Here is a 13,905-nt window from a genome sequence, read left to right on the forward strand (position 1 = left end):
ACCTCCCTTCGGACATTATTCAATGATCCGAGTTCATTTAGATAATAACTGCTTCTACAACTACTTCCATAAGACGGAAACGCTTATCTTTAGAAACTGGACGAGTTTCCATGATAGTTACCACGTCGTTGATTTTTGCAGTGTTGTTTTCATCATGTGCTTTAAACTTCTTAGAATACTTAACGCGTTTACCGTATAACGGGTGCATTTTGTATGTCTCAACCATAACAGTAATTGTCTTATCCATTTTGTCAGAGACTACACGCCCAGTGTATACTTTGCGATTATTGCGTTCGCTCATTTTGCAAACCTCCCCTCATATTAACCGTTTGTGATTCCTAACTCTCTTTCACGCAAAACAGTGTTTGCGCGAGCGATTGATTTACGGACTTCACGAATGCGGGCTGGGTTTTCCAGTTGACCTGTAGCAAGTTGAAAGCGAAGATTGAAAAGTTCTTCTTTAAAAGATTTCGCTTTCTGCTCGATTTCGGCAGTGGTCAAGTTACGAATTTCCTCAGCTTTCATTTGTGTCACCACCCACTTCTTCGCGTTTTACGAACTTAGTTTTAATAGGCAATTTGTGAGAAGCAAGACGAAGTGCTTCGCGCGCTACTTCTTCAGATACGCCTGCAATTTCAAAACAGATTTTCCCTGGCTTTACTACAGCTACCCAACCTTCAGGAGCACCTTTACCGGAACCCATTCGTACTTCAAGTGGTTTAGCAGTGTAAGGCTTTGATGGGAAAATTTTAATCCAAACTTTACCGCCACGTTTCATGTAACGAGTCATAGCGATACGAGCTGCTTCGATTTGACGGTTAGTGATCCAGCTAGCTTCAAGAGCTTGTAGACCATATTCACCAAATGCTACTTCAGTGCCACCTTTAGCACGTCCGCGCATTTTTCCGCGATGTTCTCTGCGGTATTTAACACGTTTAGGTAACAACATGATTTATTTTCCCCCTTCCTCTTTTTGCGTTCCTTTCGTTGGAAGGACTTCACCACGATAGATCCAAATCTTCACACCAAGCTTACCGTAAGTAGTATCTGCTTCTGCAGTACCATAATCGATGTCAGCACGAAGTGTGTGAAGAGGTACAGTACCTTCACTGTATGATTCAGAACGAGCAATATCAGCACCGTTTAGACGGCCAGATACTTGCGTTTTAATACCTTTTGCTCCGGATCTCATTGCACGCTGAATTGTTTGCTTCATAGCGCGACGGAATGAAACGCGGTTTTCAAGTTGACGAGCGACGTTATCAGCAACTAGAGTTGCGTCGATGTCAGCTTGTTTGATTTCGAAAATGTTAACGTGAACTTTCTTACCTGTTAGTTCCGCGAGAGACTTACGAAGAGACTCAACTTCAGAACCACCTTTACCGATTACCATACCAGGTTTAGCAGTTTTCACTGTAACATTCACTCGGTTTGCTGCACGTTCGATTTCAACAGCTGAAACAGATGCATCTTTCAAACGTTTTTCAATATATTCACGAATTTTAATATCTTCGTGTAAAAGGTTAGCGTAATCTTTGTCTGCGTACCATTTAGACTCCCAATCACGAATGACACCAATTCGAAGTCCTACCGGATTAATTTTCTGACCCACTCGTTATCCCTCCTTCTTTTCTGATACCACGACTGTGATATGGCTAGTACGCTTGTTAATGCGGCTAGCTCTACCCATAGCGCGTGGGCGGAAACGTTTCATTGTTACTCCTTCGTCCACAAACACTTGAGAAACCGTAAGATTGTTCGGTTCTAGCTCAAGATTATGCTCTGCATTAGCGATCGCAGAGTTAAGCACTTTCTCAACTACTGGAGAAGCAGCTTTGTTTGTGTTGCGCAAAATCGCAATAGCTTCACCGACTTGCTTTCCTCGAATGAGATCTACGACTAAGCGTGCTTTACGAGGAGCAATACGCACGTGTTTTGCAACAGCTTTAGCTTGCATTCGTTGTACCTCCCCTCAAATTAACGTCTAGTTTTTTTGTCATCTGCAGCGTGCCCGCGATATGTGCGAGTTGGAGCAAATTCACCAAGTTTGTGGCCGACCATGTCTTCAGTAACATAAACCGGTACATGCTTGCGTCCATCATATACTGCAAAAGTGTGTCCAATAAATTCTGGGAATACTGTTGAACGACGAGACCAAGTTTTGATAACTTTTTTGTCGCTCTTTTCATTTAAGTCTTCGACCTTTTTCATTAAATGATCGTCGACAAAAGGTCCTTTTTTCAAACTACGACCCATTTGTGAACCTCCCTTTTGAGATTATGCTACGGCTCCATGGAACCGTAGGAAAATCTCGTTATTTTTTACGACGTCGTACAATGTACTTGTCAGAGTCTTTGTTTTTCTTACGTGTCTTAAATCCAAGGGTTGGTTTGCCCCATGGTGACATTGGTGATTTACGTCCGATCGGCGCACGACCTTCACCACCACCGTGTGGGTGATCAACTGGGTTCATTACAGAACCACGAACTGTAGGACGAATGCCCAACCAGCGAGAACGACCAGCTTTACCAATATTGATAAGCTCGTGCTCAAGGTTACCAACCTGACCGATAGTAGCGCGGCAAGTAGATAGAATCATACGAGTTTCTCCAGAACGAAGACGCACTAGTACGTATCTGCCTTCTTTACCAAGAAGCTGAGCTTCTGCGCCAGCAGAACGAACAAGCTGTCCGCCGCGGCCTGGTTTAAGTTCGATGTTGTGAATAGTAGTACCAACTGGGATGTTGATTAGTGGAAGAGCGTTTCCTACTTTAATGTCAGCTTCAGCGCCAGACATGATTTCAGTTCCTACTTTAATTCCTTTTGGAGCAAGAATGTAACGCTTCTCTCCATCAGCATAGTTGATAAGAGCGATGTTAGCAGAGCGGTTTGGATCGTACTCGATCGTAGCAACGCGTCCTGGTATTCCATCTTTGTCTCGTTTAAAGTCGATAACACGGTATTTACGCTTGTGACCGCCACCTTGGTGACGAACTGTCAAGCGACCTTGGTTGTTACGACCGCCTTTTCTATGAATCGGTGCAAGCAACGATTTTTCCGGCTGGTCTGTTGTGATTTCAGCAAAATCAGATACTGACATACCACGACGACCGTTTGTGGTCGGTTTATACTTTTTAATCGCCATTCTTATTTCCCTCCTTCACTATTAATTTTTAGCCTTCAAAGAAGTCCAATTCTTTGCTTTCTGGTGTAAGCGTCACGATAGCTTTTTTGCGACGTGGTGTAAATCCGCTGTGGCGGCCAACACGTTTCTTTTTACCCATATAGTTCTGAGTGTTAACTCCTGCAACTTTAACTCCGAAGATTTCTTCTAGAGCACTCTTGATTTGAGTTTTGTTAGCACGAGTATCAACTTCGAAAGTATACTTTTTGTCTGCCATTACATCTGTAGTAGCTTCTGTAATAACGGGGCGCTTGATGATATCACGAGCGTTCATTACGCTAGCACCTCCTCTACTTGTTCCACAGCGTCTTTTGTCATAACTAGTTTGTCAGCTTTAAGGACATCAAGGATGTTAAGTCCAGCTGAAGTTACAACAGTAACACCAGGAATATTGCGTGCAGATAATGCAACTGCTTCGTTATAGTCTCCTGTAACGATAAGCGCCTTGTTTTCTGCAGATAAGCTTGATAGTACTGATTTCATTTCTTTTGTTTTTGGAGCATCAAAAGAAATGCTGTCCACGATGACCATATCCTCTGTTTGTACTTTAGAAGACAAAGCAGAACGGATTGCCAAACGGCGAACTTTTTTAGGTAGCTTGTAAGAATAGCTTCTTGGTGTCGGACCAAATACTACTCCACCGCCAACCCATTGTGGTGAACGGATTGAGCCCCGACGAGCACGACCTGTTCCTTTTTGGCGCCATGGTTTAGCTCCACCACCGCGTACTTCTGAACGATTTTTTACGTCATGATTACCTTGACGCATAGATGCTTGTTGCATGATAACCGCATCATACATAACACTTTCGTTTGGTTCGATGCCGAAGATTGCTTCAGCGAGTTCGATGTCGCCGACCTGTGCTCCGGTTTGGTTGAACATTGTTACTTTAGGCACTTGGATATCCTCCCTTCTTACTTAGCTTCTTTTGCTTTAACCGCGCTTTGGATAGTTACGTAGCTCTTCTTAGCTCCAGGTACATTACCTTTTACTAGAATGACGTTACGTTCTAAATCTACTTTAACGATCTCAAGGTTTTGTACAGTTACACGTTCGCCACCCATGCGACCAGGTAGAAGTTTACCTTTCATAACACGCATTGGATCGATAGGTCCCATTGAACCTGGACGACGGTGATAACGAGAACCGTGAGTCATTGGTCCGCGAGATTGGTTGTGGCGCTTAATTGCACCTTGGAAACCTTTCCCTTTAGACGTACCAGTTACATCAACTACGTCACCTTCGTTAAAGATATCTACCTTGACTTCCTGACCAATTTCGTAACTACCTTCTGCGTTACGAATTTCTTTCACGAAGCGCTTAGGTGTTGTGCTAGCTTTTGTAGCATGGCCTTCTTCAGGCTTGTTGAAGCGAGACTTCTTCTTGTCAGCAAAACCAACTTGGATTGCTTCGTAGCCGTCTGTATCAACCAATTTCTTTTGAAGGACAACGTTTGGTTCTGCTTCAATAACAGTTACCGGGATAATATCTCCGTTGTCAGCAAAAACTTGTGTCATGCCTACTTTTCTTCCTAAGATTCCTTTGGTCATTCGTCACACCTCCTAATTGTTTTTAAATGATTTATTTAGCGTTATATTAAAGTTTAATTTCGATGTCAACGCCAGACGGTAGGTCCAAACGCATTAACGAGTCAACCGTTTGTGGTGTAGGCTCGATGATGTCGATAAGACGCTTATGCGTACGCATTTCAAACTGCTCACGAGAATCTTTGTACTTGTGTACAGCACGTAGAATTGTGTAAACAGATTTTTCCGTCGGCAACGGGATTGGTCCGGATACTTGAGCACCTGAACGTTTTGCTGTTTCTACAATTTTCTCAGCAGACTGATCTAGAATACGGTGATCATATGCTTTTAAACGAATACGAATCTTTTGCTTTGCCATTATTTCCCCTCCTTTATCGCCCATATTGTTATAGACAGTTCTCCGTGAAAATAAACCCAACACACTCGCCATGGCAAAGGGGCCGGGTGTGTCAGCAACCTTCCACATCATCGCTGTTTATGACCAACATTCTTATTATACTAAATTAAGCGCCTATATGCAAGGTTAAGCTCAATTAGAAAAGTATGTCGATCGCACACTCTTGATAGTATAACGGCCTGCGCCGAAAAATGCAAGGTCTAAAAGCAATTTCAGACTATTCAATGAATCGGTTGTAATTTCAAATGGTTCTGATCGAACCCATTTGTCTAATCTAACATAGATTCAAAATAAAAAACACCCGGAAAAATCCGGGTGTTTTGTTAAATCAATGAGATTACTCAGTGATTGTTGCTACAACGCCTGCGCCTACAGTACGTCCACCTTCACGGATAGAGAACTTAGTTCCATCTTCGATTGCGATTGGAGCGATAAGTTCAACTGTCATTTCGATGTTGTCTCCAGGCATAACCATTTCTACGCCTTCAGGAAGAGCGATTGTACCAGTTACGTCAGTTGTACGGAAGTAGAACTGAGGACGGTAGTTAGCGAAGAATGGAGTGTGACGTCCACCCTCTTCTTTAGAAAGAACGTAAACTTCAGCTTGGAACTTAGTGTGAGCTTTTACAGTTCCTGGCTTAACAAGAACTTGTCCACGCTGAATGTCGTCGCGGGATACACCACGAAGAAGTGCACCAATGTTGTCACCAGCTTCAGCATAGTCAAGAAGCTTACGGAACATTTCAACACCAGTAACTGTTGTTTTCTTGTTCTCTTCAGCAAGACCAAGAATTTCAACTTCGTCACCGACTTTGATTTGTCCACGCTCAACACGGCCAGTTGCTACTGTACCACGACCAGTGATTGAGAATACGTCCTCAACTGGCATCATGAATGGCTTGTCAGTGTCACGTGTTGGAGTTGGGATATACTCATCAACAGCGTCCATAAGTTCATAAATCTTAGCTTCGTAGTCAGCGTCGCCTTCTAGAGCTTTAAGAGCAGAACCTTTGATTACTGGAACTTCATCGCCATCGAAGTCGTATTCAGAAAGAAGATCACGAACTTCCATTTCAACTAGTTCAAGTAGTTCTTCGTCGTCAACCATGTCGCATTTGTTCAAGAATACAACTAGAGTTGGTACACCAACTTGACGAGCAAGAAGGATGTGTTCACGAGTTTGTGGCATTGGACCGTCAGCAGCAGAAACTACTAGGATTCCTCCGTCCATTTGTGCAGCACCAGTGATCATGTTTTTAACATAGTCAGCGTGACCTGGGCAGTCAACGTGTGCATAGTGACGGTTTTCAGTTTCGTACTCAACGTGTGCAGTTGAGATTGTAATTCCACGTTCGCGCTCTTCAGGAGCACCATCAATTTGATCATAAGCCATAGCAGTACCGCTACCTGAACGCTTATGAAGCACTGAAGTGATCGCAGCTGTTAGAGTTGTTTTACCATGGTCAACGTGTCCAACTGTACCAACGTTAACATGGGGCTTGGAGCGGTCGAATTTTTCTTTAGACATTAGTGTTTCCTCCTTTGATTACCAAGAAATTATCTATGCCAAGATAGGCGTATGAATGAATCAATCTCGCCTATCTTAGATTACAACAAAAGTTGGTTTGCTACAATTATTCGCCTGTAGCTTTTTTAATGATTTCTTCAGAAATAGATTTAGGTACTTGCTCGTAGTGATCGAAAGTCATTGTATAAGTACCACGACCTTGTGTACGTGAGCGAAGCGTAGTTGCATAACCAAACATTTCTGATAGTGGTACGAACGCGTTGATAACCTGAGCGTTTCCGCGTGCAGTCATACCTTCAACACGTCCACGACGGCTAGTTACATCGCCCATGATGTCTCCCAAGTATTCTTCTGGAACTACAACTTCAACTTTCATCATAGGCTCAAGAAGAGCAGGGTCACAAACAGTCTTAGCTTTTTTCAAAGCCATAGATGCTGCGATCTTAAATGCCATTTCGTTTGAGTCAACGTCATGGTAAGATCCATCAACAAGACGAGCTTTCACGTCGATTAGTGGGTAGCCTGCAAGCAGACCGTTGGCCATTGAATCGCGAAGTCCTGCTTCAACTGCAGGGATATATTCACGTGGAACAACACCACCGACAATTTTGTTTTCAAATTCAAATCCAGCGCCTTCTTCGTTAGGTTCAAATTCAACCCATACGTGTCCGAATTGTCCACGACCACCGGACTGACGTACGAATTTACCTTCAACCTTACCGGCTTTACGGATTGATTCGCGATAAGCAACCTGAGGTGCACCAACAGTTGCTTCAACTTTAAACTCACGACGTAAACGGTCAACGATGATATCAAGGTGAAGTTCACCCATTCCAGAAATGATCGTTTGGCCAGTTTCTTCGTTTGTTTCAGTTTTGAAAGTTGGATCCTCTTCAGCAAGCTTAGCTAGAGCAACAGCCATTTTATCCTGGTCACTCTTAGTCTTAGGCTCGATTGCTACTGAGATAACCGGATCTGGGAAGTCCATAGACTCAAGGATAACAGTATCCTTTTCATCACATAGAGTGTCACCAGTAGAAGTATCTTTCAGACCAACTGCCGCTGCGATATCTCCTGCGTAAACAGTTGAGATTTCTTCACGGGAGTTAGCGTGCATCTGAAGAATACGGCCTACACGTTCGCGCTTATCTTTAGTCGAGTTCTTAACATAAGAACCAGAAGAAAGCGTTCCTGAGTAAACACGGAAGAATGTAAGCTTACCAACGTAAGGGTCAGTCATTACTTTAAATGCAAGTGCAGAGAAAGGACCATTATCGTCAGCTGTGCGAATTACTTCTTCTTCAGAATCTTTTAGATGACCTTTAATTGCTGGAACATCAAGTGGTGAAGGCAGGTAGTCAAGTACAGCATCAAGAACAAGCTGAACGCCTTTGTTCTTAAATGCAGAACCACAAAGTACAGGATAGAATTCAACGTTACAAGTTCCTTTACGGATTGCAGCTTTGATTTCTTCAACTGTCAATTCTTCACCTTCAAGATATTTCATCATAAGGTCTTCTTCAAGCTCAGCTACAGCCTCAATAAGCTTCGTGCGATACTCTTCAGCTTGTTCCTTGTATTCAGCAGGAATTTCGCGTGATTCTGTACGTGAACCAAGATCATCAAGATAATAGAAAGCTTCCATTGTGATGAGATCAATGATTCCTTCGAAGTCATCTTCAGCACCGATTGGTAGCTGAATAGGGTGTGCATTAGCTTGTAAACGCTCAGTTAGTGTACCTGTGGAGTATAGGAAGTCTGCTCCGAGTTTATCCATTTTGTTAATGAATACGATACGCGGTACGCCGTAGTTAGTAGCCTGACGCCAAACAGTTTCTGTTTGTGGTTCAACACCAGATTGTGCATCAAGTACTGCAACTGCTCCATCCAATACACGCAATGAACGTTCAACTTCTACTGTGAAGTCTACGTGACCAGGCGTGTCAATGATGTTAACACGGTGGTCTTTCCACTGGGCAGTGGTAGCAGCAGAAGTGATCGTGATTCCACGCTCCTGCTCCTGCTCCATCCAGTCCATCTGTGATCCACCCTCGTGAGTTTCACCGATTTTGTGGATACGCCCTGAGTAGAAAAGAATACGCTCAGTAGTTGTTGTTTTACCAGCATCGATGTGAGCCATGATACCGATATTACGTGTATCTCTTAAGGAGAATTCTCTTGCCATTAGTATTTCTCCTTCCTTTTATAAAGGGATTTGGGTTGTGTGCTGATTACCAACGGTAGTGAGCAAACGCTTTGTTAGCTTCAGCCATTTTGTGCTGTTCTTCACGCTTCTTAACAGAAGCACCTGTGTTGTTAGCAGCATCCATAATTTCGTTAGCAAGTCTTTCTACCATTGTCTTTTCACCGCGAAGACGGGAATAGTTCACAAGATAGCGAAGACCTAGAGTTGTACGACGATCTGGACGTACTTCAACTGGAACCTGGTAGTTTGCACCACCAACACGACGAGCGCGTACTTCAAGTACTGGCATAACGTTCTTCATCGCTTGGTCAAATACTTCCATAGCCTCTGTGTTTGTGCGTTCCTGAATAAGATCAAATGCTTTGTATAGCACCTGTTGAGCTTTACCTTTCTGACCGTCTACCATAAGGCGGTTGATCAGGCGAGTAACTAGCTTGGATTTGTAAATTGGATCTGGTAATACGTCACGACGTTCTACTGGACCTTTACGTGGCATGGGTTAACCCCCTTTCATGTTTTAGTTAATTAATAGCTATTATTTCTTAGCTGGTTTCGGTCTCTTAGTACCGTATTTAGAACGACCTTGTCTACGATCGTTAACACCTGCAGTGTCAAGCGCACCACGAACAATGTGGTAACGTACACCTGGTAAATCTTTAACACGTCCTCCGCGGATTAGCACTACACTGTGCTCCTGAAGGTTGTGACCGATACCTGGGATATAAGCAGTTACTTCAATTCCGTTAGTAAGACGAACACGAGCGTATTTACGCAATGCGGAGTTCGGCTTCTTAGGAGTCATCGTACCTACACGAGTACACACACCACGTTTTTGTGGAGATGAAAGATCAGTATGAGACTTTTTGAAGCTATTATATCCTTTGTTCAATGCTGGAGAATCGGATTTCTTTGTTCTAGAAACGCGTCCCTTGCGAACAAGTTGGTTAATAGTTGGCATTTTGTTTTCCTCCCTTCTTTTGTTAATAGCAAGCCCACACATCCAGGTGGTTCATGTATAGATAAAAGGAAAGTTTTTGCCTGACAGGGCATGCCTTGCCCGGCAAAAACGGTTATGCTTTTATCGTAACTGTTGCTGCGCCTACTTCGATTCCACATGCCTTACCTAGCTTCTTCATAGAATCCACTCGGTAAACTGGTATGCTTTTCTCTTCGGCGAGTGCAACAACTTTAGAAGTTACCCTGCGATCAGCGTCGTCAGCGATGAAAACTTCCTTCGCTTCTCCAATCTGGAGGGCCTTTAGAGTTTGTTTCGTTCCGATAATCAATTCATCTGCCTGTGATACTTTTTCATAAGACAAGAACATATCCTCCAAAGTAACAGGATTATCGGAAGCACCTTGGATATAATATCACCCTGTACTTCCGATGTCAACACTTCCCCTGTTTATTCTTGACTAACTAACGCACTTTCTTCTTGTTCTAAAAGCTCTTCAGCCTCTTGTGCTTCACCTGCTACGTTGATTCTACGGTAACGTTGCATACCAGTACCTGCCGGAACAAGTTTACCGATAATAACATTTTCCTTAAGACCAAGTAGCTCATCACGCTTACCTTTGATAGCTGCATCAGTTAGGACACGAGTTGTTTCCTGGAAGGATGCTGCTGATAAGAATGATTCAGTTTCAAGAGACGCTTTAGTAATACCAAGAAGAACCGGACGACCAGTTGCAGGTAAGCCACCTTGTTTAAGAACTTTACGGTTAACACCTTTAAACTGGTGAATATCGATAAGGGATCCTGGCAACACTTCAGTATCGCCCGCATCAATAACACGAATCTTACGCATCATCTGACGAACCATAACTTCAACGTGTTTATCGCCAATTTCAACACCCTGCATACGGTAAACCTTTTGCACTTCTGCAAGTAGGTATTCTTGAACGCCGTCAATACCACTAATTGTTAGAAGTTGTTTAGGGTCAATCGAACCTTCAGTTAGAGGTTGACCAGCCTTCACTTCATCTCCTACAACTATTTTCAAACGAGCGCCGTATGGAACAGGGTAGTTTCTTGTTTCAGTTTCACCTTGAACGACAATCTCTTTCTTCTCTTTCACCTCAGCTAAATCAATCACTTTACCATCAAGTTCAGACACAACAGCCTGACCTTTAGGGTTACGTGCTTCAAATAGCTCCTGGATACGAGGAAGACCCTGAGTAATATCGTCTCCGGCAACACCACCTGTGTGGAATGTACGCATTGTCAACTGTGTACCTGGTTCACCGATTGATTGAGCAGCGATAATTCCAACTGCTTCACCAACTTCTACACGAGTACCAGTTGCAAGGTTACGTCCATAACACTTCTTACAAACGCCATGACTAGTGCTACAAGTAAAGGCAGAGCGGATATAGACGTTCTCAATACCAGCTTCTACGATTTCAGTAGCAATGTCTTCTGTAATTAGGTTATTTTTCTCAACAAGAACTTCGTTCGTCTCAGGATGTCTAACTTTCTTAAAGGCAACACGGCCAACAAGACGGTCAAACAACCCTTCGATTAATTCATTTCCATTCTTAATCGCACTAACTTCAAGGCCGCGATCCGTACCACAATCGTCTTCACGAACAATAACATCCTGTGCCACGTCAACAAGACGACGAGTAAGGTAACCTGAGTCAGCTGTTTTAAGGGCCGTATCGGCAAGACCTTTACGAGCACCGTGTGTTGAAATAAAGTACTCAAGCACTGTTAGACCTTCGCGGAAGCTGGATTTGATTGGAAGTTCAATGATCTGTCCAGATGGGTTTGCCATCAATCCACGCATACCTGCGAGCTGAGTAAAGTTAGATGCGTTACCACGAGCACCTGAATCACTCATCATAAAGATTGGGTTATCTTTTTCGAGTCGATTCATTAGTTTTTCCTGGATACGATCTTTCGCACTACTCCAAATCGCAATAACACGATCATATCGCTCGTCGTCAGTAATAAGACCACGACGGAATTGCTTAAGAACTTTTTCGACTTTCTCTTCAGCCTCATGAACAATTTCTTGTTTCTCAGCAAGTACCACTACGTCAGCTACACCAACGGTAATACCAGCTTTAGTTGAGAATTTGAAACCAAGATCTTTCATGCGGTCAAGCATACGAGACGTTTCAGTCACTTTGAATCGCTTAAACACCTCGGCGATGATTTTACCAAGAATACCTTTCTTAAATGGTGAAATCAATTCGCGCTGAGCAATTTCTTCTTTCACATTCACTCCGTGAGGAAGGAAGTAATTTTCCGGTGTGGCGATTTCAAGGTTATTTGTCGTCGGTTCATTAATATATGGGAATGACTCCGGAAGAATTTCGTTGAAAATCAACTTACCAACCGTTGTCACAAGCAATTGCTTGTTCTGCTCTTCAGTAAAGGCAGATTTATTCAATGATGCAGCAGGGATTGCTACGCGAGAATGAAGATGTGCAAATCCATTCTGGTAAGCAATTAATGCTTCATTTGTATCTTTGTAAACAGAACCCTCACCGATTGCTCCTTCACGTTCCATAGTAAGGTAGTAGTTACCTAGAACCATATCCTGTGACGGCGTAACAACTGGTTTACCATCTTTCGGGTTAAGGATGTTCTGTGCTGCAAGCATTAAGATACGTGCTTCAGCTTGTGCTTCAGCAGATAACGGTACGTGGACGGCCATTTGGTCACCATCGAAGTCAGCATTGTAAGCTGTACATACGAGTGGGTGAAGACGAATCGCGCGCCCTTCAACTAGAATGGGTTCAAACGCCTGAATTCCAAGTCTGTGAAGCGTTGGTGCACGGTTTAAAAGAACTGGATGTTCTTTAATTACGTTTTCCAAAACGTCCCAAACTTCAGGGTGAACTTTTTCTACTTTACGTTTCGCACTCTTAATGTTGTGTGCAAGACCTTTTGATACAAGCTCCTTCATTACGAAAGGTTTGAACAATTCAAGCGCCATTTCTTTTGGAAGTCCACATTGATACATCTTCAAGTGAGGACCTACAACGATAACGGAACGACCTGAATAGTCAACACGCTTACCTAGTAGATTCTGACGGAAACGACCTTGTTTCCCTTTCAGCATGTGAGAAAGAGATTTCAAAGGACGGTTACCAGGACCTGTTACTGGACGACCACGACGGCCGTTATCAATAAGGGCATCGACAGCTTCTTGAAGCATACGCTTCTCATTCTGCACGATAATACTAGGAGCACCAAGATCTAACAAACGTTTCAAACGATTATTGCGGTTAATTACACGACGATACAGATCGTTTAAATCCGATGTCGCAAATCGTCCGCCGTCAAGCTGTACCATAGGACGAAGCTCTGGAGGAATAACCGGAAGAACATCTAAGATCATCCATGACGGGTTATTTCCTGAACCACGAAATGCCTCAAGTACTTCAAGACGTTTAATCGCACGAGTTCTACGTTGACCTTGTGCAGTTTTAAGCTCTTCTTTAAGGATATCTACTTCTTTATCAAGGTCGATATCAAACAGTAGTCTGCGGATTGCTTCCGCACCCATTTCTGCAGAGAATGTTTTACCATACTTTTCACGGTATGCACGGTATTCTTTTTCAGAAAGAAGTTGTTTCTTCTCAAGCGGTGTGTCTCCAGCTTCAGTGACAACATAAGAAGCAAAATAAATAACTTCTTCTAGTGCACGCGGAGACATGTCGAGAACAAGTCCCATACGACTTGGAATGCCTTTAAAGTACCAGATGTGAGAGACAGGAGCAGCAAGCTCGATGTGCCCCATTCTCTCACGACGGACTTTTGCACGTGTTACTTCAACACCGCAGCGATCACAAACGACTCCTTTATAACGGATACGTTTGTATTTCCCACAATGACATTCCCAGTCTTTTGTGGGTCCAAAGATTCGCTCACAGAAAAGACCATCTTTCTCTGGCTTCAAGGTACGGTAGTTAATGGTTTCTGGCTTCTTAACTTCTCCTCTTGACCAAGAGCGGATTTTAGCCGGTGACGCCAGACCGATTTTCATATACTCAAATTTATTGACATCTATCAAGGGGCCTACCTCCCTTT

At 43.3% G+C, this 13,905-nt stretch carries 17 protein-coding genes; all 17 read right to left on the bottom strand.

The genetic code is table 11. The features are described 5' to 3' along the window. Positions 1 to 37 precede the first annotated feature (37 nt). Positions 38 to 301 (bottom strand): 30S ribosomal protein S17, encoded by a 264-nt coding sequence (gene rpsQ / locus ACIFPW_RS18965; RefSeq protein ID WP_194220296.1) that lies wholly within the window; start codon positions 299 to 301, stop codon positions 38 to 40. Positions 302 to 321: 20 nt separating this feature from the next. Continuing rightward, positions 322 to 525: a 50S ribosomal protein L29 gene (rpmC, locus tag ACIFPW_RS18970; RefSeq protein ID WP_048313330.1), complete on the bottom strand. Its 204-nt coding sequence runs from the start codon at positions 523 to 525 to the stop codon at positions 322 to 324. Continuing rightward, on the bottom strand, positions 515 to 949 hold the full coding sequence (gene rplP / locus ACIFPW_RS18975) for a 50S ribosomal protein L16 (protein WP_048313329.1): 435 nt from the start codon (positions 947 to 949) through the stop codon (positions 515 to 517). The genes rpmC and rplP overlap by 11 nt, the downstream gene beginning before the upstream one ends. Positions 950 to 952: 3 nt before the next feature. Beyond that, on the bottom strand, positions 953 to 1,612 hold the full coding sequence (gene rpsC / locus ACIFPW_RS18980; protein ID WP_430246596.1) for a 30S ribosomal protein S3: 660 nt from the start codon (positions 1,610 to 1,612) through the stop codon (positions 953 to 955). Positions 1,613 to 1,615: 3 nt separating this feature from the next. Beyond that, positions 1,616 to 1,957 carry a 50S ribosomal protein L22 gene (gene rplV, locus ACIFPW_RS18985; protein ID WP_048313327.1) on the bottom strand — a complete coding sequence of 114 codons (342 nt, stop codon included), beginning with the start codon at positions 1,955 to 1,957 and terminating at the stop codon, positions 1,616 to 1,618. Positions 1,958 to 1,977: 20 nt separating this feature from the next. Next, positions 1,978 to 2,256 (bottom strand): 30S ribosomal protein S19, encoded by a 279-nt coding sequence (gene rpsS, locus ACIFPW_RS18990; RefSeq protein ID WP_048313326.1) that lies wholly within the window; start codon positions 2,254 to 2,256, stop codon positions 1,978 to 1,980. 58 nt (positions 2,257 to 2,314) lie between these two features. Further along, positions 2,315 to 3,145 (bottom strand): 50S ribosomal protein L2, encoded by an 831-nt coding sequence (gene rplB, locus ACIFPW_RS18995; RefSeq protein ID WP_194220295.1) that lies wholly within the window; start codon positions 3,143 to 3,145, stop codon positions 2,315 to 2,317. Positions 3,146 to 3,173: 28 nt separating this feature from the next. Next, the gene (rplW, locus tag ACIFPW_RS19000) at positions 3,174 to 3,458 is read right to left on the bottom strand and encodes a 50S ribosomal protein L23 (protein ID WP_194220294.1); all 285 of its coding nucleotides are present in this window, start codon (positions 3,456 to 3,458) and stop codon (positions 3,174 to 3,176) included. Then, positions 3,458 to 4,081 carry a 50S ribosomal protein L4 gene (gene rplD / locus ACIFPW_RS19005; protein ID WP_430246598.1) on the bottom strand — a complete coding sequence of 208 codons (624 nt, stop codon included), beginning with the start codon at positions 4,079 to 4,081 and terminating at the stop codon, positions 3,458 to 3,460. Before rplD ends, rplW begins: the two co-directional genes overlap by 1 nt. 17 nt (positions 4,082 to 4,098) lie before the next feature. Next, positions 4,099 to 4,734 (bottom strand): 50S ribosomal protein L3, encoded by a 636-nt coding sequence (rplC, locus tag ACIFPW_RS19010; protein ID WP_430246599.1) that lies wholly within the window; start codon positions 4,732 to 4,734, stop codon positions 4,099 to 4,101. A 46-nt stretch (positions 4,735 to 4,780) separates the two neighbouring features. Next, the gene (rpsJ, locus tag ACIFPW_RS19015) at positions 4,781 to 5,089 is read right to left on the bottom strand and encodes a 30S ribosomal protein S10 (RefSeq protein ID WP_098445973.1); all 309 of its coding nucleotides are present in this window, start codon (positions 5,087 to 5,089) and stop codon (positions 4,781 to 4,783) included. Between the two features lie 376 nt (positions 5,090 to 5,465). Next, positions 5,466 to 6,656, bottom strand: a complete 1,191-nt coding sequence (tuf, locus tag ACIFPW_RS19020; RefSeq protein ID WP_194220291.1) for an elongation factor Tu — start codon at positions 6,654 to 6,656, stop codon at positions 5,466 to 5,468. Between the two features lie 106 nt (positions 6,657 to 6,762). Continuing rightward, on the bottom strand, positions 6,763 to 8,841 hold the full coding sequence (gene fusA / locus ACIFPW_RS19025) for an elongation factor G (protein ID WP_194220290.1): 2,079 nt from the start codon (positions 8,839 to 8,841) through the stop codon (positions 6,763 to 6,765). 46 nt (positions 8,842 to 8,887) lie between these two features. After that, positions 8,888 to 9,358, bottom strand: coding sequence for a 30S ribosomal protein S7 (gene rpsG, locus ACIFPW_RS19030; RefSeq protein WP_194220289.1), 471 nt, complete (start codon positions 9,356 to 9,358; stop codon positions 8,888 to 8,890). Between the two features lie 39 nt (positions 9,359 to 9,397). Then, positions 9,398 to 9,820, bottom strand: a complete 423-nt coding sequence (gene rpsL, locus ACIFPW_RS19035; protein ID WP_283153199.1) for a 30S ribosomal protein S12 — start codon at positions 9,818 to 9,820, stop codon at positions 9,398 to 9,400. A gap of 112 nt (positions 9,821 to 9,932) precedes the next feature. Then, positions 9,933 to 10,181: a 50S ribosomal protein L7ae-like protein gene (locus ACIFPW_RS19040; RefSeq protein WP_194220287.1), complete on the bottom strand. Its 249-nt coding sequence runs from the start codon at positions 10,179 to 10,181 to the stop codon at positions 9,933 to 9,935. A gap of 86 nt (positions 10,182 to 10,267) precedes the next feature. Beyond that, complete coding sequence (gene rpoC, locus ACIFPW_RS19045) at positions 10,268 to 13,888, bottom strand: DNA-directed RNA polymerase subunit beta' (RefSeq protein ID WP_283153200.1); 3,621 nt, start codon at positions 13,886 to 13,888, stop codon at positions 10,268 to 10,270. Positions 13,889 to 13,905: the final 17 nt, after the last annotated feature.

The sequence above is a fragment of the Pseudalkalibacillus sp. NRS-1564 genome, from assembly GCF_050467905.1.
Classification (GTDB): Bacteria; Bacillota; Bacilli; order Bacillales; family Guptibacillaceae; genus Guptibacillus; species Guptibacillus hwajinpoensis_B.